The sequence below is a fragment of the Acinetobacter sp. ANC_7682 genome (assembly GCF_056779795.1).
On record NZ_JBWYIQ010000021.1, the window covers coordinates 29,573 to 50,423 of the forward strand.

The following is a 20,851-nucleotide window of genomic DNA, read 5'->3' on the forward strand; positions in this document are numbered from 1 at the left end:
CTGGTTTGAATACTGCGAATTAACGAGTACGTGGAGCGATCTCAGTTTGAGCGAAGAAGTAGTTAACTTCACGATCAGCAGATGCTACAGAGTCAGAACCGTGAGCAGCATTTTCGTCGATGCTTACAGCGAAGTCAGCGCGGATTGTACCTGGAGCAGCTTCTTTAGGGTTAGTAGCGCCAAGGATGTCACGGTGAGCAAGAACTGCGTTTTCACCTTCAAGAACTGATACAACAACTGGACCAGAAGTCATGAACGCAACGAGGTCAGCAAAGAAACCACGTTCTTTGTGCTCAGCATAGAAGCCTTCAGCTTCAGCTTGAGTTAAATGTTTCATTTTAGTCGCAACGATTTTAAGACCAGCTTTTTCGAAACGAGCAAAAATGTCACCGATGTGGTTTTTAGCAACTGCATCTGGTTTAACGATAGATAAAGTACGTTCAATAGCCATGATTGGCTCCTTTAGTCAAATTGACATGAAAATTTTGGCGCATTATACCGAATAATGCGCGATTATCTGCTTTTCGCGTGTAAAAAAATGGTTTTTTTCGATCGATGAATTATCGAGCTTCGTCAATCCAAGCCATTTGAATTGCTTCTAACAATCCTTCTGTTGATTTGTTTGGATCATCTTCAAACTCTGGAAGCGCACAAACCCATGCATGAAGATCAGTAAAACGGATCCATTGTGGATCTACATCTGGATGGGCTTCATACAGTTCAATTGCGATATCAAGGGTGTCTGTCCAACGTAAACCCATACTTATTCCTAAATCATCTTTGGTGAATTCATGGCTTAATTTTAGCAAAAAGCAAATCAAGACGTACAATTATATTGCTTTTGTACGCCTTATCATGCAATCAACATACCCTCACAATATGATATTCAATGCTGGAGCAGCCAAGATAATACCACTAGCAACCGTCGCCCCAATTAAGGCACCAACTAAAACATCAGTTGGGTAATGCAATCCCAATACCATGCGCGACAACGCAACCAAAATGGTAAATGGCATCATCATCACCAGCAAGACAGGCTCTACATAACCCAATACGATTGTTGCCATTACTGCATGCAATGTATGACCAGAAGGAAAGCTAAAATGATCTAGTGGTCTTTCGCCAATATGAATAACTTGGTGAACTTGGTATGGTCGTGGACGTACTGTTTTTGTTTTTAAAATTTTATAAATCAGCGTACCTAACGAAGCAGCAACAACAATATATAAAATTTGAATAGTGTATTGCGGTCCTTGCAGTAGCCACACCAACGCCACCATCATGTACCAAAAAACTCCATCTCCGAGCCGACTAATAATTTTAAATATGAGCGCAATACTTTGTGTATGCGATAGATTATTGAAATAGAGACATCCTCTTAGATCAAGATCGAGTATTTTTATTTTGGTATTTTTAAAATTCATTTCACTCTACTCCTATCGTTCAGGCCGTGAGCGTTTTCTGCTGCACGACACGATAAAATGCATGTTCGAGTTGTTGAACTGGATGTTGCCATCCGACTTGTTGTACTTTTTTCATTGCTTGCACCCCCATTGCATGCAAGCGTTTGTTCTGGGGCAGATTAACAATATATTGAACCAAAGTTGCAGGCTCACCCAAAGGTGCTAACCATGCTGTTTCCGCATCTAAATACTGCTTAGCACAAGCATAATCATAAGCAACGACAGGCAATGCACTCGCCATCGCTTCAAGCACGACATTGCCAAATGTCTCTACTTGACTGGCAAAAACAAATACATCTGCGCTTGCAAATGATTCAGCAAGATTTGTACCACTTAAGCTTCCAGTAAAGATGATATCGGTATGTTTGCTCTGACGAACCAAACGCGAATAATCGGGCCCATCCCCCACGATGACCAACTTAAATCTGCGCGTTGTTTGTGTTTTAAGTTTTAAATAGGCATCAATTAACACCTGAATTTCTTTTTCAGGTGAAACACGACCAACATAAAGTAGCACAGTTGTATTTTCACAAGCATCCCATTGTCGTCTGAGTTGCACACTTCGAAAAGTAGGTGAAAACTTTTCAACATCCACCCCAGTTTTAATCACTTCAACTTGACATGTAACACCAAAGCTACGTATCGCATCAGCCGAGTCCTGACTTGGCACACAGGTCAATTGCGTATTGTTATGAAACCATTTGAGATAGTGCTGAATCGGCTTGACCATAAAAGCAAGATCATAAAACCGACTAAAGTCATGAAAAGCAGAATGAAAACCACTACTCACAGGAATCTTTTTGTTTTTTGAGAGCTGAAGTACCGCTAAACCTAATGGTCCTTCCGTCACGATATGCACCAAATCTGGTTGAAATTCATCAAATGCTTTAGCCACTTTGCCATACTGTGGCCAGCCAAATTGCATATGGGCATATTTCGGAATGGTTTGACCATTCACCAAACACTCACGGTTCGGAGAAAATTCCGAACATATTTGTTTTTGTGAAGGTCGTACCAATAGAATTTTGTGACCAAGCTTCTGTAGACCTTTGCAAATCTGTAGTAAAGACAATGAAACACCATTCAGCTCTGGTGGCCATGTCTCCGTAACGACAGCTATTTTTAATCTAGATCGCCCCAATTGCTCAAGCACCGATACATCCCGATCGGAGTTTTGATTTTTAAATTTTAGCCTCTGGTGATCATATTGCGTTGTCGATCTAGGCAATACAGTGTCCATGATTCCCATCATCACACCTCTTTTGTATTTTTTTCATACTTTTACTTTAGAGATGGATCATTTCATTATGATGATGATTTCATTAAATACTTGTCATAATTAGAATAGATGACTGATTCACCGACCACCCTCAAACACGCGACAAGAAACTACGAATTCAAAATAATTTAGTGAAATAAAGTACGATGCACAGCAAAAAATAACGCTTGCTCAAAATCAATAACAGGTTTCAACCATCCTGTTGCAGCAACTGCAAGATGCGCTTTCTCACCCATTATTTTTAAATCGGGTTGATTCAATGTTGCTGTCATTGCTCGTTCGAACATATCTAGATCACCGAGAGGGATCAGCCATCCCGTTTCATTGTGCACAACATGCAGTTTGGCACATGCATAATCATAAGCCACCACAGGCAAGCCACTTGCCAATGCTTCAAGCGCGACATTTCCAAAGGTTTCAACTTGACTTGGAAAGATAAACACATCTGCACTGGCATATGCACAAGCCAAGTCTTCGCCAGTCAAACTTCCCATAAAAATAATATCAGGGTGATGATTCGCAAGGGCTTCAAGCCTTACTCGATCTGGTCCATCTCCGACAATGACCAATTTAGTATAATGTTCAACCTCACCTTTCATTTTCAAAAAAGTCCGAATAATAAGGTCTACTTCCTTTTCAGGTGACAACCGACCAACGAAAATCAGCACTCGTGTATGCTCATTTGCAGTCCATTGCTCTCTCGATAACTTCGATCTTTTATTCGGATTAAATAATTGGGTATCAACACCTCTCCCCACCACCCTTAACTCACCGCTTACTCCCATTTGTTTTAAAGCATGCTGTGTATCTAAACTTGGCACACAAGTCACGTCTGTCTTATTGTGAAACCATGTTAAATATTTTGAGATAGGTTTAACGAGAAAAGGAAAATCAAAGTATCGACTAAACTCTTGAAAGGCAGAGTGAAAACCACTTGAAACAGGAATATTCTGAGACTTAGCTACCATTAGACTCGCAAATCCCAATGGTCCCTCTGTCACAATATGCACAATATCTGGCTGAAATACCTCAACCGCTTTTGAGATTTTAGAAAACTGTGGCCAACCGAACTGTAAGGTGGGATATTTCGGAATCGCCTGAGCATGCACCCAACACTCTGCATCAGGTTTAAACCGTTTACATTTCACTTTGGGTTGGGGACGAATCAACAAAATTTGATGACCTCGCTTCTGCAAACCCAGACATAAATTCATCAGTGAGTTTGCAACACCATTAATCTCTGGTGACCATGTCTCAGTCACAATGGCAATTTTTAATTGAGGATGTCGTTTAGGCTGATCAGCATCAGGAAGAAGAATAAAATCCTCAAATGACGGATTTTTTTTAATGTCCAATAATTCAAATAATTTTTTTTGTTGTGTTACTTGTAAATTTAGGAGTGCCATCATCACACCTTTTATTCATGCTATGCCTAAAATTTATAAGAACATAATGTCAATATGATGATGGTTTCATGACAGCCTTGTCATAAGGCTCATTCAGATTTTCACATTTTAAGGCTCTTGCTCTTGAACACGATTTACATCGCTGCCTAGCTCATTCGCTTACTCTTGACCAGAGTTAACTGGTGGTTCTTCAATCCGTTTTTCCAAGTTTTCCCCTTGAAGTGCTACAGAGGATTCTGATGATGTCCGATCTTCTAATTGTTTAGTTTCTTGTTCAGCATTAACTGCAACTGGTTTCAAAATGCCTTCAACAATTACATAAACCTGTCCATTAGAAAAATCGATGTGCTGTTTATCACCATGTAACAGTGGAAATCCAACGATTTGCTCGTACTGCTCTGCACGGTTAAATTTTTGTTGAACAGAATCATAAATCCAGTAAATAAAACGACAATCTTGAAGCGTTTTATCCTCTGACAGATCAGAGAGCACTACATCATAGTAACCATCAAAATTCACATCCATATAACCAATACTATTGGGAAACGCTTGAAAGCCTTCAAGTATTTGCATGCTTTTTTGATTGGCTTTGTCAAACACCTCGATACGTGTCATAAATCGTTTGAAAGGATAGTTAGCTTTAGATATGCCATAGAAATTAAAACTGAACCGTACCGGGTTTGTCGGAGACTCAACATTCTGAGAAACTACTCCGATGAAAAAATTAAACTATACCCCTGAAATCAAGGAAAGAGCGGTTCAACTTGTTATTGAATCCGAAAAAGATTATCCATCAAATTGGGCTGCAATCACTGCTATTGCTCCCAAGATAGGTTGTACCCCTGAAACACTGCGTGTTTGGCATCAAAAATATTTGGATCAACAAAATCCAGTTAAAGTACAGCATCTTTCAGATCAAGAACGCATAAAACAACTGGAACGTGAAAATAAAGAACTGCAACGCGCTAACGAAATTCTACGTAAAGCAGCTGCTTTTTTCGCCCAGGCGGAGCTCGACCGCCCACACAAATAATGGTGGATTTCATCCATAACAATAAAGACCTATATGGTGTTGAGGCAATCTGTAAAATTTTACCGATTTCACCATCGACCTATTACCGACAGTTGGATCTGACCGAGAACCCAGAAAAGCGCTCAAAACGCGATTTACATGACGTGCATCATGCTGAACAAGTGAAACGAATTTGGAAAGAAAGTTCGGGTCGATATGGTGTACGTAAAGTCTGGCAACAATTGAAACGTGAAGGCTATATTGTTGCACGCTGTACGGTTGCTCGATTGATGCAAAATCTAGGCATACAAGGTGTTTGGCGCGGTAAGAATAAACAAACTACTCGTAGCCGAGATGATCAAAAGCGTGCACCTGACTTGGTGAAACGCAATTTTACTGCTGATCATCCTGACCAACTGTGGGTCGCTGACTTCACGTATGTTCGAACCAATTCAGGCTGGGTGTATACCGCCTTTATTATTGATGTGTTCTCACGAGCCATTGTTGGATGGAAAGTATCTACACGAATGAATACAGATATGGTGCTCGATGCATTGGAGCAAGCATTACATGATCGAGGCATGCCAAAGCACGTGATTCATCATTCCGATAGAGGTGTGCAATATCTTTCCATTCGCTATACCAATCGTTTAGAAGCAGCAAATTTACGAGCATCAGTTGGTACGACTGGTGATTCATACGATAATGCTTTGGCTGAAACGGTGAATGGCTTATACAAAACAGAAGTGATTGAATATCTAAAAGCAGATTGGCAAGGTTTAGTAGATGTACAACTTGCGACATTAAACTGGGTGGATTGGTTCAATAAAAAGCGTGTACATAGTGCTCTAGGTTATGTATCGCCATTTGAGTTTGAAGCAATGTACTATGATAAGGTTAATCCGTTAGGTCAGGTGGCCTAACTTAAATAAAAATCTCTCCGATAAACCCGGTACGGTTCAGTATAAATTGGTCGTGTTTCCAGTTGAACTCTTCTCCAAATCTGATTATCGATTATCGCTTCAGTAAGCTTAGAAGAATGATATCCAAACTCAACAGAACTTAAATTTTTTACAATTCGGATTTCTTCCTCGTAAGCCCATTCTTGCATCTTGTATAGCAAAGCATGCTTCAATAAATCCTCCTTAGTACGCCAATTCAAGTTTTCAGAATCTCCCACAATCATTAGGTCATCAATATTGGCTTTTAAAACTCCTTTTGGAACAGTCTTTAAATATCTAAGCTCTCCTTTGGTTGAAGGTATAATAAATTTATTATCATCATCAAAACCTGCTTTTTTTGTATCTACACCAATAACTATTCCTCTATGACTATCACCATAATGTGCCCACATTAATGGATTAAGGGCAGATCTTGTTAAGCTCAAGACCGCATATTTTCTTGAGAAATTAATTCTAAATGCATTAATAGCAACTGACACTGGAACATCTAAATTATAAAAACCAAATCCTGTACATTCAAATGGGTCATTCAAATCTTCTAGATTTGAAAACCCCAAGCTATTTGTCTCTAATATTTTTAAACCCGCCTCAAAACCCACATACTTATATAAAATCATTATTCTTATCCCACAAAAAAAACCCCGCTTTCGCAGGGTTTTTTATAGCATAAAAATCAGCTAGATAAGAAAATTAGTTCTTTTCTTTGTCTACGATTTTGTTTGCTTGAATCCAAGGCATCATCGCACGCAATTTAGCACCAGTGACTTCGATACCGTGAGCAGCGTTTTGACGACGACGAGCAGTCATAGATGGGTAGTTCAACGCACCTTCTTGGATGAACATCTTCGCATATTCACCAGATTGAATACGTTTAAGCGCATTACGCATCGCTTCACGAGACTGTTCGTTGATTACTTCAACGCCAGTTACATATTCACCGTACTCAGCATTGTTAGATACAGAGTAGTTCATGTCCGCGATACCGCCTTCGAACATTAAGTCAACGATCAATTTAAGTTCGTGTAGACATTCGAAGTAAGCCATTTCTGGTGCATAGCCAGCTTCAACAAGAGTTTCGAAGCCCATTTTAACCAATTCAACAGCACCACCACAAAGAACTGCTTGCTCACCGAAAAGGTCAGTTTCAGTTTCTTCACGGAAAGAAGTTTCGATAATACCTGTACGACCGCCACCAACACCTGAAGCGTAAGAAAGCGCAAGGTTACGTGCATTACCAGAAGCATCTTGGTGAATCGCGATAAGATCAGGAACACCTGAACCACGTTGGTATTCAGAACGTACAGTGTGACCAGGTGCTTTTGGAGCAACCATGATTACGTCCAAGTCAGCACGTGGAACAACTTGGTTATAAAGAACAGAGAAACCATGAGCAAATGCAAGAGTAGCACCTTGCTTGATGTTTGGCTCAATTACATCACGGTAAAGTTGAGCTTGGAATTCATCTGGAGTCAAGATCATTACTACGTCAGCTTGAGCTACAGCAGCAGGAACTTCAGCAACTTTAAGACCAGAATTTTCAGCTTTTTTCCAAGAAGCAGAACCAGCACGTAAACCAACAGTTACGTCAACGCCAGAATCTTTAAGGTTAAGCGCGTGAGCGTGACCTTGTGAACCGTAACCAATGATTGCTACTTTCTTAGATTGGATGATAGATAAGTCGCAGTCTTTATCATAAAAAATTTGCATTGCTGTCTCCGCTAAAATGCTTTGGCTTCCGTTTGATTAGCGAATGTTAATGTGGTTCGCCAACCCCCTCCTCTCGGAGGAGGGAAGAATTTGTTAATAAAAAATTAGATTGTTAAAACTTTTTCGCCACGTGCGATACCAGACACACCTGAACGTACAACTTCAAGAATGGTATTCTCTGCCAAAGCATCAATAAAACCATCAATTTTCTCAGTTGTACCCGCGATTTGAATCGTGTAAGTCGTTGGTGTTACATCCACGATTTGTCCGCGGAAGATATCTGCTGTGCGTTTAATTTCAGCACGCGCAGAACCCAAAGCTTTTACTTTGATTAACATCAATTCACGTTCAATGTGTGAACCTTCAGAAAGGTCAACCACTTTAACCACTTCAACAAGTTTGTTGAGTTGTTTTGTGATTTGCTCAATCTTGTGATCATCACCATAAGTCGTCAATGTCAAACGAGACATTGTTGGGTCTTCTGTTGGCGCAACGTTCAAAGTTTCAATGTTATAACCACGTTGTGAGAACAAACCCACTAAACGTGAAAGCGCGCCAGATTCGTTCTCAATGAGAACAGAGATGATATGTCTCATGCTGTGCGCTCCCCTTTAGATAACCACATATCTGTCATAGATTGACCCGCGATTAACATCGGATAAACATGCTCAGTACGGTCAACCATCACGTTGATGAATACACATTTATCATTAATCGCCATTGCTTCTGCAAGCTTCGATTCAAGCTCATCCGCATGATCAATTTGAATACCTACATGTCCGTAAGCTTCCATCAACTTCGCAAAGTCAGGCAATGACTCAACATATGAACTTGAGTGACGACCTTCATAATTCATATCTTGCCATTGTTTCACCATACCTAAAGCACGGTTGTTTAAGCACAAGATTTTAACATTTAGGCCATATTGCTTACATGTTGAGAGCTCTTGGATACACATCTGAATGGATGCTTCACCTGTAATACAAACAACTTGTTGGTCAGGGAATGCAAGCTTAGCCGCCATCGCATATGGAAGACCAACACCCATCGTGCCTAAGCCACCTGAGTTAATCCATTGACGTGGACGTGTGTATTTGTAATACAACGCACCAAACATCTGATGTTGACCAACGTCAGAAGTGATGATTGCTTGGCTGTTCGTTACTTTATCTAAAGCTTGAACAACTTGTTGAGGTTTCATCGTACCGTCAGTTGGTTTTTCATATTTCAAACCATGAACCTGACGCCACTCATTGATTTGTTTCCACCAATCCGCAATAGCTTCAGGGTTCGGCTTAGAAATATTCAGCTGTTTTAATTGCGCTAACATTTCTTGAAGAACTGGCTCTACAGCACCCACGATTGGGATATGCGCCATGATTGTTTTTGAAATCGTCGCAGGATCGATATCAATGTGAATCACTTTCGCATTTGGACAGAATTTTGCAGGATTATTGGTTACACGGTCATCGAAACGCGCACCAACACATAGAATCACATCAGCGTGACCCATGGTCATGTTCGCTTCATATGTCCCATGCATACCCAACATACCAATAAATTGAGGATCATTACCAGGGAATGCACCTAGCCCCATCAATGTGTTGGTTACTGGATAACCCAATAGATGTGCTAATTCAGTCAATAAATGTGATGCATTGCCTTGAACAACACCACCGCCCGTATAAATAATAGGACGTTTAGCATTGATCAATTCATCAATAGCTTTGCGGATCTGACCAGTATGACCACGATGTGGCGGCTGGTAAGAGCGCATTTTTACTTTTTCAGGATATTCGTATGCAAATTTTTCAGCAGGGTTTGTTGCATCTTTTGGAATATCAACAACCACAGGACCTGGACGACCTGATGACGCGATATAGAAAGCTTTTTTAATAACCGCTGGAATTTCACTCGCATGACGCACTTGGAAACTGTGTTTCACGATTGGACGAGAAATACCAACCATATCCGTTTCTTGGAATGCATCTTCACCAATCAAATGGCTTGCAACCTGACCAGACAAAATCACCATTGGGATTGAGTCCATGTAAGCTGTCGCGATTGGTGTCACAGTGTTAGTCGCACCTGGACCCGAGGTCACCAGTACAACACCTGTCTTACCTGTTACGCGCGAGTATGCATCTGCCATATGACCAGCAGCTTGCTCATGACGCACGAGGTAATGATTAATTTTGTCTTGTTTGAATAGCGCGTCGTAAATGTGTAAAACTGCGCCGCCTGGATATCCAAAAACATGTTCAACGCCTTCGTCCGCCAATGCGCGAACAAGCATTTCACCACCAGATAAAAGTTCCAACGTATTCACCCTAATCTTATTTCCACGACGGTTATGGGAGACATAAGTCGTGTTTCATTCATTCGTTTGTATGCACTGTTATAGCACACATATTTCATCGTTTTTGCTGCAATAATAAAATTTTTCGATCACAACCGTTTGAGTTGCGACTGCATATTCAACATGTTGGGATAAACATATTTCTGCTATTTCATTGTCTCGGCTTAGAGACAACGTTATTGCAAGCCATGATATTTATTCGAAGGGTGATCGAACAAAACATATAAAACTAGAGCAGCATTTTTAGTTTTTTCACGACCAAAGTCAAGGTTTGCCGAAACCTTTTTATTGTTTATTTACCAACCGATTATTTTTCAAACGATAACTTTTGGTTGGATGATTTATAAAAAAAATTTCAAACACTTATTTTTAATATTTATATAAAACAATTTATACGCAAAATGATTTTTTTGATTAAAATAAAACCAATTAATCTTCATCAGTTTCTCGCAAAATACTGCGATATAAACGTGTAAAAAAACTCATTCCCCTCTTATTTCTTTATAGGTGAAGTCATGAATTCACTAGCATCATCTTTAAAACTTTCTTGTTTAGCATCAACGGTCGTTTTCGTTTCTATTTGTTCATCTATGGTGCAGGCAAAAGAATATTACAAATGGGTCGATCAAAATGGTTCAACCCACTACACCACCACCCCACCACCAAAATCAGCAAAAAAGAAAGGGAAAGTTGAAACGTATGGTTGGAAAGCACCAACAACATCTGTCAATACAAATACAAACCAGAGCGAAGCTCCTCAAACCTCACAGACTCAAACGATACCAACGCAACAGCAAACAAAGAGTGCTTCAAATACTGAGTCACAAAACACAAATGCTGCTCCATTAAGCGAAACTCAAGTTTCAAATGAGTGAATTTGTCTTTTTGATCTTAATTTAAGTTTTGCATCCATTTTCAGTCTGTAAAATTCACTTTTAGGTGCTTTTTGCGCTATGCTGTGCGCTAAATTTTTTAACCGTTCTCTTGTATTACGTATATGACTACTCACATTGACTCTGAATACCAAGCCAGTGCGATTGAGCCCCAAGTTCAACAGGACTGGGAATCTCGCAAAGCCTTTAAAGTTGCCGACACTGTAGAAGGTCCACGTCGATATATCCTCTCGATGTTCCCTTACCCAAGTGGCAAACTGCATATGGGTCATGTACGTAACTACACGATTGGTGACGTGATCAGCCGCTTCCACCGTCTCAAAGGTGAAACTGTATTACAACCTATGGGTTGGGATGCGTTTGGTTTACCTGCTGAAAATGCTGCGATTGCACACCAAGTTGCACCGGCAAAATGGACCTTCGAAAATATCGATTACATGCGTAATCAGCTTAAAAAATTAGGTCTTGCGGTTGATTGGGATCGTGAATTTGCAACGTGTACACCAGAATATTATCGCTGGGAACAATGGTTATTCGTTCAGCTTTATAAAAAAGGCTTAATCTACCGTAAGCTTTCAACGGTAAATTGGGATCCTGTAGACCAAACTGTACTTGCAAATGAACAAGTAGAAAATGGTCGTGGTTGGCGTTCAGGTGCATTGGTAGAAAAACGTGATATTCCAATGTACTACTTCCGCATTACCGACTATGCGCAAGAATTACTTGATGACTTAGACACACTCAAAGACGGTTGGCCACAACAAGTCCTTACGATGCAACGTAACTGGATTGGTCGCTCACAGGGTATGGAAATTACCTTCCCTTCAGCAAATCCTGAAATTTATGCAGATGGCCTAACTGTATTTACTACACGTGCTGACACTTTAATGGGTGTAACTTATGTTGCAGTTGCAGCAGAACACCCGATGGCGCTTAAAGCTGCGGAAAATAATCCTGAACTTGCTGCATTTATTGAAGAATGCCGTATGGGTTCTGTGGCAGAAGCCGACCTCGCTACTGCTGAAAAGAAAGGCATGGCAACAGGTTTGTCAGTTAAGCACCCTGTAACAGGTGAAGAAGTTCCTGTTTGGATCGCAAACTATGTATTGATGTCATACGGTTCAGGTGCGGTGATGGCGGTGCCTTCACACGATGAACGTGACTTCGAGTTTGCTAACAAATACGGCTTAACCATTAAGCAAGTCATTGATGCGAAAGGCGCTGATGATAATGATTTTGATGCGACTCAGTGGCAAGAATGGTACGGTTCAAAAGAAGGTAAATTGGTCAATTCAGGCGAATTTGATGGTTTAGACTTCCAAGGTGCATTTGATGCTTTCCTTGCAAAATTAGAACCACAAGGTCTTGCAAATGTAAAAGTTCAATTCCGTTTACGTGACTGGGGTGTATCTCGTCAGCGTTATTGGGGTTGTCCGATTCCAATGATCAACTGCCCAACATGTGGTCAAGTGCCAGTACCTGAAGATCAACTTCCTGTTGTACTTCCAACTGACGTTGTACCTGATGGTTCAGGTAACCCACTGAACAAAATGCCTGAGTTCTATGAAACATCTTGCCCAAGCTGTGGTGGCGATGCTCGTCGTGAAACAGATACGCTAGATACTTTCGTAGAATCTTCTTGGTACTACGCACGTTATGCATCTCCAGACTTTACTGGCGGCATGGTGGATCCTGCTGCAGGTCAAACATGGTTACCTGTAAACCAATACATCGGTGGTGTTGAACACGCGATTCTACATTTACTTTATGCACGCTTCTTCCACAAATTGATGCGTGATGAAGGTGTAGTGCAAGGCAACGAACCATTCACCAACTTGTTAACACAAGGTATGGTACTTGCTGATACCTATTACCGCGAATCTGAATCAGGTAAGAAAACGTGGTTCAACCCTGCTGACATCGAACTTGAGCGTGATGAAAAAGGTCGTATCACATCTGCAAAATACAAAGGTGATGGTCAAGACGTTATCGTTGGCGGTCAAGAAAAAATGTCGAAATCGAAAAATAACGGTATCGACCCACAATCTATTATTGACCAATACGGCGCAGATACGGCACGTGTATTTATGATGTTTGCTGCGCCACCAGATCAATCTTTAGAATGGTCTGATGCAGGTGTAGAAGGTGCTAACCGTTTCTTAAAACGTGTATGGCGCTTGGCAACTGGTTTCCTTGAAGAAGGTAATACTGCATCAGCGATTGATAAAGCTGCGCTTTCAACTGCGGCTCAAGACTTACGTCGTAAGACTCACGAAACCATCCAAAAAGTGGGTGATGACATCGAACGTCGTCATGCATTTAACACTGCAATTGCAGCGATGATGGAACTTCTGAATGCAAACAATAAGTTTGAAGCGAAAGATGACAACGATATTGCTGTTGCACGTGAATCTATTACAACGCTTTTAACTTTACTTGCTCCATTTGCACCGCATTTAAGTGAAACGTTATTGGCGCAGTTTGGTATCGAGTTAAATGCAACATTATTCCCTCAAGTGGATGAATCTGCATTAACACGTAATACACAAACCATTGTGGTTCAAGTGAACGGTAAGCTTCGTGGCAAACTTGAAGTGTCTGTAGATGCATCGAAAGATGACATTCTGGCGCAAGCAAAAGCATTGCCTGAAGTACAACAATTCTTAACAGGTCCAACCAAGAAAGAAATCGTTGTTCCGAATAAATTAGTGAATTTGGTGGTTTAAGAACCTTAAAGCCTCCCTGAGTAAGATATAAAGCACAGCTTTAGATCAAAGCGCAAGAAAGGGAGGTTTGGAGGGATTTAATTTCCATTGCGAAGCATTGCTTCTCACCTCTTTTAAAAAGAGGGGAATATAAGGATTTCACAATTCCCAAACAAAGCCCGTTGCCAGTCAACGGGCTTTGCACATACAATCAGAATATTCAAAATTTATCCTGAGTCTCAGGAAATACACAGAGGATCTACAATGCATTTGAGCAAACGTTTAGCTATTGCTGTTCTAACTTTAGGCTTAAGCGCAACTATGGTCGGCTGTGGATTTCATCTAAAAGGGACCAATCCAACTTCAACGCCACTGGCTTATACAAAGCTTGAATTAGCACTCCCTGCCAATACTTCTGATTTAGAGCGTAAACTCAGTGTTTATCTCACTGCTGCAGGTGTGCAACTAAGTAACTCTAACGATGCATATGTATTGCGTATCATTGACTATAAGCCAATTCGCCATGAGCTCAACGGCAAACTCATTGAAGTTCTACTCAGACTTTCTGTGACTTTCCAAATCGAAGATCGTCAAGGTAACTTGGTGACAAAACCTCGAACTTTAACTGCGACACGTACATATCAATATAATGTTGCAACCGTGAACACAGATGATCAACAAAATAAATATCTCAGTGAAATCTTAATTGACGATGTCGCTCAACAGATCTCTCGTCAAATTGCTGCAAACCGTCTGCCAAAAGCAGAAGCAAATGTACTGTTACCTGTGCAACAAACTTTTGAACCTACTGCCTCTGAAAATCCGTAACTCAGAATGAAGTTAGATTATCTACAAGCATTAAAACGTGTAAACGAAGCACGTGGTGCATGGGTATTACATGGTCAAGAACCTTTACTTGAGCAAAATCTTTTAGATGCTTTCCGTCAAAGTTGGATCATCAATCACGTGGAAAGAGAACGCTATGACATCCAAAGCGTTGCTGATTGGAAAAATGTATTTAATGCACTCAACAGCCTTTCTCTTTTTTCACAAAATCTCGCAGTAGAGGTCCATGGCAACATTAAGCCAGATGCCAATGCGTTAAAGTTACTCAAGCATTATATCCAGCATAATGAACACAACTTGTTGTTGATCATTATGCCTAAGCAAGATAGCAGTAGCTTAAAGTCGGCGTTTTTTCAAACGATTGAAGCCAATGGCGTCTTGGTTCCTCTTACAGCAACTTATGCGCAAGATCGTCAGCGTATACTCAGCATAGAAGCTGATAAAATTGGGATTCAACTGAGCCAAGATGCATGGCAATGGCTCGAAGTCCACCACGAACATAATTTATTGGCTGCTAAAAACAGCTTAATGCGTCTGGCAGACACGTTCCCCGATGTACAGCATCTTGAAATGCAACATTTGCTCGAATGCTTACAAGATCAATCACGCTATACCACTTTTGACTTAAGCGATGCATTAATTTCAGGCAACCTAAGTCAAGCGATCAAAATATACCAATATTTAGTCGAAGCTGGCGAACCACACAGTTTAGTATTATGGACGGTAAGCAAAGAAATGCGCTTACTGATGCAACTTTTTGAGCAACCACAAAATGCATTACAACTCGGCATCTGGAAAACCAAAGTCAGTCTTTATCAACAAGCCTTGAGACGTCTTAATCCCAAGCAATTTCTCACATGGCCACAATTGCTATTAAGAATCGATGCTGCCATCAAAGGCAAAAATAATGAAAATCCCGAACACCTCATGCAACAAGCCATTGCTGAATTATGTGGAAAAACCTTGTTTGCTTAGTTAACGAGCAAGGTCTATTTATAACTATAAAAATGATTATTGATTTTATTTAAGAAAAATACACTTTTTATCCTTATTTCATCATTATAATTCTCTTAATTTCCGTCATTTTTCAATATCGCCATGCAAAAAATAAAACCAACGAAATTGATTATCATCGCGATCATTACGATTGCAGCTATCGCTTTAGCTTGGTATTTCTTTAAACCTAAAGATGAGCAACCTCAGTTGATTACCGCTAAAGTGACACGTGGTGATATTGAAAACTCTGTCCTTGCAACAGGTGTATTAGAAGCGACCAAAATGGTTAGCGTTGGTGCACAGGTTTCAGGTCAGGTGAAAAAAATGTATGTACAACTGGGTGATCAAGTCAAACAAGGTCAACTGATTGCTCAAATCGATTCCGTTCGTCAGGAAAATGATCTAAAAACAGCTGAAGCCAGCATTAAAAATCAGTTGGCTCAATTGGCAGTCAAACAAGCAAATCTGACTAAAGTTGAGGCGGAATATAATCGCCAAAAAGCCATGTATGCCCAAGATGCAACTTCTCGTGCCGAATATGAGTCCGCATTAGCAAGTTATAAAACTGCTCAAGCCGATATCGTCGCGATGAATGCTCAAATCGAGCAATCTCGTTTATCACTGGCTACGACTAAAGAAGATTTAGGCTATACCCGTATCGTTGCTCCGATGGATGGCACAATTGTGGCAATTGTGACTGAAGAAGGTCAAACAGTGAACGCGAATCAAAGCGCGCCAACCATCGTGAAATTAGCAAAACTTGACACCATGACGGTTAAGGCTGAAATTTCTGAAGCAGATGTTATGCGTGTTGAGGAAGGTCAAACTGTTTATTTCACTACTTTAGGTAATAGCGAGAAAAAGCATTACGCAACACTGCGTCAAGTTGAACCTGCACCTAACTCAATCAATACAGAAACCAACAACTCAAATTCATCTTCATCAAGTACAGCTGTGTATTACAACGCTCTATTCGATGTTCCTAATGAAGATGGAAAATTGCGTATTGATATGACTGCACAGGTTTATATCGTGTTAGATGAAGTAAAGAATGCACTGACTATTCCATCTTCTGCTGTTCAAAGCTCTAATCGTCCTGCTCGCCAGCGTGGTGCAAATGCGGGTTCAAATGCCCAAGAACGTAATGAACAAGCTCGTGGTGAAGGGCGTGCCGAACGTTCATCAGCTGATCGTCCTAAGCGTTTAGAATTAACCGCTGAGGAAAAGGCATTAGTCGATCAAGGTAAAGCTTCCATGGCTATGGTACGCGTACTTCAAGCAGATGGCACAGCCAAACCGACCCCTGTTCTTATCGGTCTAAATAACCGTGCAACAGCGCAAGTTTTACGCGGTTTAAAATTAGGCGATAAGGTGGTGATCGCTGATGGCTCTGACTCATCAAATGACTCAGCTAAACGTGGCGCACGTGGTGGCGCTGGTCCAATGAGAATGTAATTATGAGTCAGACCAGAACACCTCTACTCGAGGTCAAAAACCTGACCCGTGAATTCCCTGCTGGTGAATCTACTGTGCAAATTCTAAAAGGGGTAAATCTTGAGATTTATCCTGGAGAATTGGTTGCCATTGTAGGTCAATCAGGCTCAGGAAAATCAACACTGATGAACATCTTAGGATGTTTAGATAAACCGACCAATGGTAGCTACAAGGTTAAGGGCCGCGAAACACGTGAGCTAGAACCTGATGAACTTGCTCAATTACGCCGTGAATATTTCGGATTCATCTTCCAGCGCTACCATTTACTTGGTGACTTAAATGCAGCTGGTAACGTCGAAGTCCCTGCGATCTATGCCGGTGCTGATGCTTCTGAACGCCATGATCGTGCAGTTCAGCTTTTGTCCGATTTAGGTCTAGGTGAAAAAACCCAAAACCGCCCGAGCCAACTTTCGGGCGGTCAGCAACAGCGTGTTTCGATTGCTCGCGCGTTGATGAATGGCGGTGATGTTATTCTCGCCGATGAGCCTACTGGGGCATTAGATAAAAACAGCGGTATTGAAGTGATGCGTATTTTACGCGAACTGAATGCCAAAGGTCATACCATCATTCTCGTTACTCATGATCACAATGTTGCCAAAAATGCGACTCGTATTATTGAGATTTCAGACGGTAATATTATTTCAGATGAACCCAATGTTCCTGAGATTGATGATGGCTTTGAACGTGAAGAATTGATTCGTGCTGAGCAAAAGAAAACATCGTCTTGGCGTTCAGCTTTAGACCGTTTAGGTGAGGCTTTCCGCATGGCGCTTCTGGCCATGAATGCTCATCGAATGCGTACTTTTTTGACCATGCTCGGAATCATTATCGGGATCGCATCTGTCGTTTCGGTTGTCGCACTTGGTAATGGATCACAAAAACAAATTTTAGAAAATATTAGTAGTTTGGGCACCAATACCATTACGGTCTACCAAGGACGTGGTTTTGGTGATAACTCCCGATCTTCTCAGGCCAAGACCTTAATCCCTGCTGATGCTGATGCGTTAGCGGAACAGCCTTACGTAGATGGTGTAAGTCCTTCAGTCAATAGTTCTGTCACGGGAAGATATAAAGATGTAGAGGCATCCACGACAGTCAATGGCGTGAGTGAAGACTTTTTCTATGTGCGTGGTTTAACATTTAAATCAGGTCAACCATTTGACAAACATAGTGTTACTGAACAAGCCCAAGATGTTGTGATTGATACCAATACCCAAAAGACATTCTTTAGCGATGGTACGGATCCTATTGGTCAAGTAATTCTATTGGGCAGTGTACCTAGTCGTATTATTGGTATCGTAGATGCTCAACAAGGTGCAATGGGTAATTCAGATAGTCTCAATGTCTATCTCCCTTACTCAACTGTCATGAGTCGAATGCTTGGACAGTCGAATGTGAGAAGCATCATCGTTCGTGTAAAAGATGAATATTCAAGCACAGCTGCTGAAAATGCAATCTTGAATTTATTAGTTCAACGTCATGGGGCTCAAGATGTCTTCACACAAAATGCGGACAGTATTCGTGAAACCATCCAGCAAACTACCGCTACAATGACTTTACTTATTTCTGCGATTGCTGTGATTTCTTTAGTCGTTGGTGGTATCGGTGTCATGAACATTATGTTGGTGTCTGTCACTGAACGAACGCAAGAAATTGGTGTGCGAATGGCCGTTGGTGCTCGACAAAGCGATATTTTGCAACAATTCCTGATTGAAGCCGTATTGGTCTGTATTTTAGGCGGTATCCTTGGGGTGTTATTATCACTGGGAATTGGTCAGCTGATTACACACTTTGCTGGTGGCACGTTCCAAATGGCGTATTCAACCACATCAATAATAGCTGCATTCGTTTGTTCAAGTTTAATCGGGATCGTATTCGGTTTTATCCCAGCACGAAATGCTGCTCGTTTAAATCCTGTCGATGCACTGTCAAGAGAATAATAAGGTATAACTATGCGTAATCAACTTCATAAACTGTTCATGACCTTAGCATTAACAGGCTCTTTAGTCGGCTGTGCGGCTGTAGTGAAAACGCCTTATCAAGCTCCTGCAGCCGATATTCCACAGGGCTTTCAAAACAGCCAACAACACAGCCAAAATATCCACCAACAGGCTTTTCATGATCAATGGTGGACATTATTTGGTGATGCACAGCTCAACCAATTGGTTGAACAAGTGATTGCCCGTAATACTGATTTAGCTGTTGCTGGGATTAATTTGCAACAAGCACGCCTTCAAGCCAAGCAATCTGAAAGTCAGCAAGGTGTGCGTATTGGCAATGCAGGTGCATCGGTCGGTCATCGTTTTAGTTTAGATGGTGATGGTGATTCTTCAAATGGTATTTCACTGAACTATCCTGGCTTAAGCTATGAGCTGGATTTATTCGGTAAATTGGCCAATCAAACTGAAGCATCTCGATGGGAAGCGCTTGCGACTGAGCAAGATTTACAAGCCACTGCACAAAGCCTGATTGCAACAACTGCACAATTGTATTGGCAATTGGGATATCTTAATGAACGCCTATCTGTGGCTCAACAAAATTTGGCGAGTACGCAGAAAACTTATGAATTAGTGCAAACACAGTATCGAGCTGGGGCGGTATCAGGTCTTGATTTAACGTCAGCTGAACAAGCTGTTCAAAGTCAAAAAGCTACGTTAAGCCAGATCGAACAGCAAAAAGTTGAAACTCGAACTGCTCTTGCGGTATTGCTCAATCAACCTGTGCAACAGTTGAATATCTCGGAGCCACAGCGCTTACCACTTTCTACCCTACCGCAAATTCAATCGGGCTTACCAGCTGAGCTTTTATCGCGCCGTCCTGATTTGCAAGCAGCCGAGTTACGTTTACGCAAAGCACTTGCCAATAAAGATGCCAATAAAGCCAGTTATTACCCTTCGATTAATTTAACAGGTAGTATAACTACTGGAGGCTCAAGCACTTCGCTGAGTAATGTGCTGTCTAATCCTGCTGCAATATTGGGTGCGGGTCTTACACTACCCTTCTTGCAATGGAATGACATGAAACGTGATTTACGTGTGAACGAATTGGATTATGAAAAATCAATTATTCAATACCGTCAGACCTTATACAAAGCTTTTGCCGATGTTGAAAATGCGTTATCTGCACGCAATGAAATAGACAAACAAGTCGCTTTACAAGAACGTAATGTTCAACTCGCTGAGAAAACAGAACAACTCACCCAAGTCCGTTATAAAAATGGTGCTGTGGCGCTGAAAAATTTGATCGATGCCCAGCGCACGACACGTGAAGCACGTTTAAGTTTGGTTCAAGCCAAACAGACGCAGTATAATGCTTATGTCACATTATTGCAGGCTTTGGGCGGTAGTCCGATTCAGCAGTTACCGTGATTTCAAGTAAAAAAGCCCGCAAGGGCTTTTTTTAAACTGATCTATTTTCAAGTTGTCTTTCAAACTACAAATACCAAAAATTTGATCATCACAATATTACAAAACCGAACTTTCTCTATTTTTATACTTTTATTATGATATCTAATATAATTTCTTTAATTTGCTGAATAATAAGATGATCAAACAAAATTTAGTTGCTCTTTTATGTTCTACAATTGCTCTGACTGCTTGTGCAAAATCTAAGACTGAATCAGCAATTTCAGAGCCAACAGGCTTTGTTGCACAAAGATTTGAAATGCAAAGCGCCCCTAATTGAGCCAAATTTAAGGCGTAACTTGGGTAAGTGGTCGACCTAATTCCG

18 protein-coding genes, 1 pseudogene and 1 other annotated feature are annotated in these 20,851 nt (G+C 41.0%); of the genes and pseudogenes, 8 read left to right on the forward strand and 11 right to left on the reverse strand.

What is annotated here, in order from left to right; all coding sequences use genetic code 11:
* Positions 1–19: 19 nt before the first annotated feature.
* From ndk to AC1M9D_RS09525, 6 genes are all read right to left on the reverse strand, one after another.
* On the reverse strand, positions 20–451 hold the full coding sequence (ndk, locus tag AC1M9D_RS09500; RefSeq protein WP_035265623.1) for a nucleoside-diphosphate kinase: 432 nt from the start codon (positions 449–451) through the stop codon (positions 20–22).
* A gap of 109 nt (positions 452–560) precedes the next feature.
* On the reverse strand, positions 561–761 hold the full coding sequence (iscX, locus tag AC1M9D_RS09505) for a Fe-S cluster assembly protein IscX (RefSeq protein ID WP_035265625.1): 201 nt from the start codon (positions 759–761) through the stop codon (positions 561–563).
* 111 nt (positions 762–872) lie between these two features.
* Complete coding sequence (locus AC1M9D_RS09510) at positions 873–1,424, reverse strand: phosphatase PAP2 family protein (protein WP_035265627.1); 552 nt, start codon at positions 1,422–1,424, stop codon at positions 873–875.
* Between the two features lie 19 nt (positions 1,425–1,443).
* Positions 1,444–2,715, reverse strand: coding sequence for a glycosyltransferase family 4 protein (locus AC1M9D_RS09515; RefSeq protein ID WP_481612031.1), 1,272 nt, complete (start codon positions 2,713–2,715; stop codon positions 1,444–1,446).
* Between the two features lie 155 nt (positions 2,716–2,870).
* Positions 2,871–4,148 carry a glycosyltransferase family 4 protein gene (locus AC1M9D_RS09520; RefSeq protein WP_481612032.1) on the reverse strand — a complete coding sequence of 426 codons (1,278 nt, stop codon included), beginning with the start codon at positions 4,146–4,148 and terminating at the stop codon, positions 2,871–2,873.
* A gap of 159 nt (positions 4,149–4,307) precedes the next feature.
* Positions 4,308–4,763, reverse strand: a complete 456-nt coding sequence (locus AC1M9D_RS09525; protein WP_481612033.1) for a hypothetical protein — start codon at positions 4,761–4,763, stop codon at positions 4,308–4,310.
* Between the two features lie 100 nt (positions 4,764–4,863).
* Here AC1M9D_RS09525 and AC1M9D_RS09530 point away from each other — a divergent pair.
* Positions 4,864–6,083, forward strand: a protein-coding gene (locus tag AC1M9D_RS09530; RefSeq protein ID WP_481612034.1) for an IS3 family transposase whose coding sequence is annotated in 2 segments (ribosomal slippage) — positions 4,864–5,140 and positions 5,140–6,083 — 1,221 coding nt in all. Because the reading frame shifts where the segments join, the coding sequence is not laid out codon by codon here.
* Positions 5,139–5,255: a sequence feature (AL1L pseudoknot), on the forward strand. Its footprint overlaps the gene before it by 117 nt.
* On the opposite strand, the gene AC1M9D_RS09535 is transcribed toward AC1M9D_RS09530, so the two are convergent.
* From AC1M9D_RS09535 to AC1M9D_RS09550, 4 genes are all read right to left on the reverse strand, one after another.
* Positions 6,080–6,739, reverse strand: a complete 660-nt coding sequence (locus AC1M9D_RS09535; RefSeq protein WP_481612035.1) for a DUF2971 domain-containing protein — start codon at positions 6,737–6,739, stop codon at positions 6,080–6,082. The two genes, AC1M9D_RS09530 and AC1M9D_RS09535, sit on opposite strands and share 4 nt — an antisense overlap.
* A gap of 73 nt (positions 6,740–6,812) precedes the next feature.
* Positions 6,813–7,829, reverse strand: a complete 1,017-nt coding sequence (gene ilvC / locus AC1M9D_RS09540; protein WP_035265630.1) for a ketol-acid reductoisomerase — start codon at positions 7,827–7,829, stop codon at positions 6,813–6,815.
* Positions 7,830–7,933: 104 nt separating this feature from the next.
* Positions 7,934–8,425 (reverse strand): acetolactate synthase small subunit, encoded by a 492-nt coding sequence (gene ilvN, locus AC1M9D_RS09545; protein ID WP_035265631.1) that lies wholly within the window; start codon positions 8,423–8,425, stop codon positions 7,934–7,936.
* On the reverse strand, positions 8,422–10,149 hold the full coding sequence (locus tag AC1M9D_RS09550) for an acetolactate synthase 3 large subunit (RefSeq protein WP_035265632.1): 1,728 nt from the start codon (positions 10,147–10,149) through the stop codon (positions 8,422–8,424). Before AC1M9D_RS09550 ends, ilvN begins: the two co-directional genes overlap by 4 nt.
* A gap of 554 nt (positions 10,150–10,703) precedes the next feature.
* On the opposite strand from AC1M9D_RS09550, the gene AC1M9D_RS09555 reads away from it, so the two are divergent.
* The 7 genes from AC1M9D_RS09555 (at position 10,704) to AC1M9D_RS09585 (ending at position 20,490) form a co-directional block, all read left to right on the forward strand.
* Positions 10,704–11,063 (forward strand): DUF4124 domain-containing protein, encoded by a 360-nt coding sequence (locus AC1M9D_RS09555; RefSeq protein ID WP_180000565.1) that lies wholly within the window; start codon positions 10,704–10,706, stop codon positions 11,061–11,063.
* A 122-nt stretch (positions 11,064–11,185) separates the two neighbouring features.
* Positions 11,186–13,807 (forward strand): leucine--tRNA ligase, encoded by a 2,622-nt coding sequence (gene leuS, locus AC1M9D_RS09560; RefSeq protein ID WP_481612036.1) that lies wholly within the window; start codon positions 11,186–11,188, stop codon positions 13,805–13,807.
* Positions 13,808–14,050: 243 nt separating this feature from the next.
* A complete protein-coding gene (locus AC1M9D_RS09565) occupies positions 14,051–14,614 on the forward strand; it encodes an LPS-assembly lipoprotein LptE (RefSeq protein ID WP_035270158.1) in 564 nt (187 codons plus the stop codon).
* Between the two features lie 6 nt (positions 14,615–14,620).
* Entirely contained in the window at positions 14,621–15,607 is a 987-nt protein-coding gene (gene holA / locus AC1M9D_RS09570; protein WP_035270157.1) for a DNA polymerase III subunit delta, read from the forward strand.
* 123 nt (positions 15,608–15,730) lie between these two features.
* Entirely contained in the window at positions 15,731–17,083 is a 1,353-nt protein-coding gene (locus tag AC1M9D_RS09575; RefSeq protein WP_481612037.1) for a MacA family efflux pump subunit, read from the forward strand.
* A gap of 2 nt (positions 17,084–17,085) precedes the next feature.
* On the forward strand, positions 17,086–19,062 hold the full coding sequence (locus tag AC1M9D_RS09580; RefSeq protein ID WP_481610172.1) for a MacB family efflux pump subunit: 1,977 nt from the start codon (positions 17,086–17,088) through the stop codon (positions 19,060–19,062).
* 12 nt (positions 19,063–19,074) lie between these two features.
* Entirely contained in the window at positions 19,075–20,490 is a 1,416-nt protein-coding gene (locus AC1M9D_RS09585) for an efflux transporter outer membrane subunit (RefSeq protein ID WP_481612038.1), read from the forward strand.
* A gap of 141 nt (positions 20,491–20,631) precedes the next feature.
* Here AC1M9D_RS09585 and AC1M9D_RS09590 read toward each other — a convergent pair.
* Positions 20,632–20,851 (reverse strand): annotated as a pseudogene (locus tag AC1M9D_RS09590) (hypothetical protein); the annotation flags it as partial.

What these genes read in the sequence shown, in the direction of transcription:
- ndk (WP_035265623.1), bottom strand. Translation starts at nt 451, where the DNA reads ATGGCTATTGAACGTACTTTATCTATCGTTAAACCAGATGCAGTTGCT.
- iscX (WP_035265625.1), bottom strand. Translation starts at nt 761, where the DNA reads ATGGGTTTACGTTGGACAGACACCCTTGATATCGCAATTGAACTGTAT.
- AC1M9D_RS09510 (WP_035265627.1), bottom strand. Translation starts at nt 1,424, where the DNA reads ATGAATTTTAAAAATACCAAAATAAAAATACTCGATCTTGATCTAAGA.
- AC1M9D_RS09515 (WP_481612031.1), bottom strand. Translation starts at nt 2,715, where the DNA reads ATGATGGGAATCATGGACACTGTATTGCCTAGATCGACAACGCAATAT.
- AC1M9D_RS09520 (WP_481612032.1), bottom strand. Translation starts at nt 4,148, where the DNA reads ATGGCACTCCTAAATTTACAAGTAACACAACAAAAAAAATTATTTGAA.
- AC1M9D_RS09525 (WP_481612033.1), bottom strand. Translation starts at nt 4,763, where the DNA reads ATGACACGTATCGAGGTGTTTGACAAAGCCAATCAAAAAAGCATGCAA.
- AC1M9D_RS09535 (WP_481612035.1), bottom strand. Translation starts at nt 6,739, where the DNA reads ATGATTTTATATAAGTATGTGGGTTTTGAGGCGGGTTTAAAAATATTA.
- ilvC (WP_035265630.1), bottom strand. Translation starts at nt 7,829, where the DNA reads ATGCAAATTTTTTATGATAAAGACTGCGACTTATCTATCATCCAATCT.
- ilvN (WP_035265631.1), bottom strand. Translation starts at nt 8,425, where the DNA reads ATGAGACATATCATCTCTGTTCTCATTGAGAACGAATCTGGCGCGCTT.
- AC1M9D_RS09555 (WP_180000565.1), top strand. Translation starts at nt 10,704, where the DNA reads ATGAATTCACTAGCATCATCTTTAAAACTTTCTTGTTTAGCATCAACG.
- leuS (WP_481612036.1), top strand. Translation starts at nt 11,186, where the DNA reads ATGACTACTCACATTGACTCTGAATACCAAGCCAGTGCGATTGAGCCC.
- AC1M9D_RS09565 (WP_035270158.1), top strand. Translation starts at nt 14,051, where the DNA reads ATGCATTTGAGCAAACGTTTAGCTATTGCTGTTCTAACTTTAGGCTTA.
- holA (WP_035270157.1), top strand. Translation starts at nt 14,621, where the DNA reads ATGAAGTTAGATTATCTACAAGCATTAAAACGTGTAAACGAAGCACGT.
- AC1M9D_RS09575 (WP_481612037.1), top strand. Translation starts at nt 15,731, where the DNA reads ATGCAAAAAATAAAACCAACGAAATTGATTATCATCGCGATCATTACG.
- AC1M9D_RS09580 (WP_481610172.1), top strand. Translation starts at nt 17,086, where the DNA reads ATGAGTCAGACCAGAACACCTCTACTCGAGGTCAAAAACCTGACCCGT.
- AC1M9D_RS09585 (WP_481612038.1), top strand. Translation starts at nt 19,075, where the DNA reads ATGCGTAATCAACTTCATAAACTGTTCATGACCTTAGCATTAACAGGC.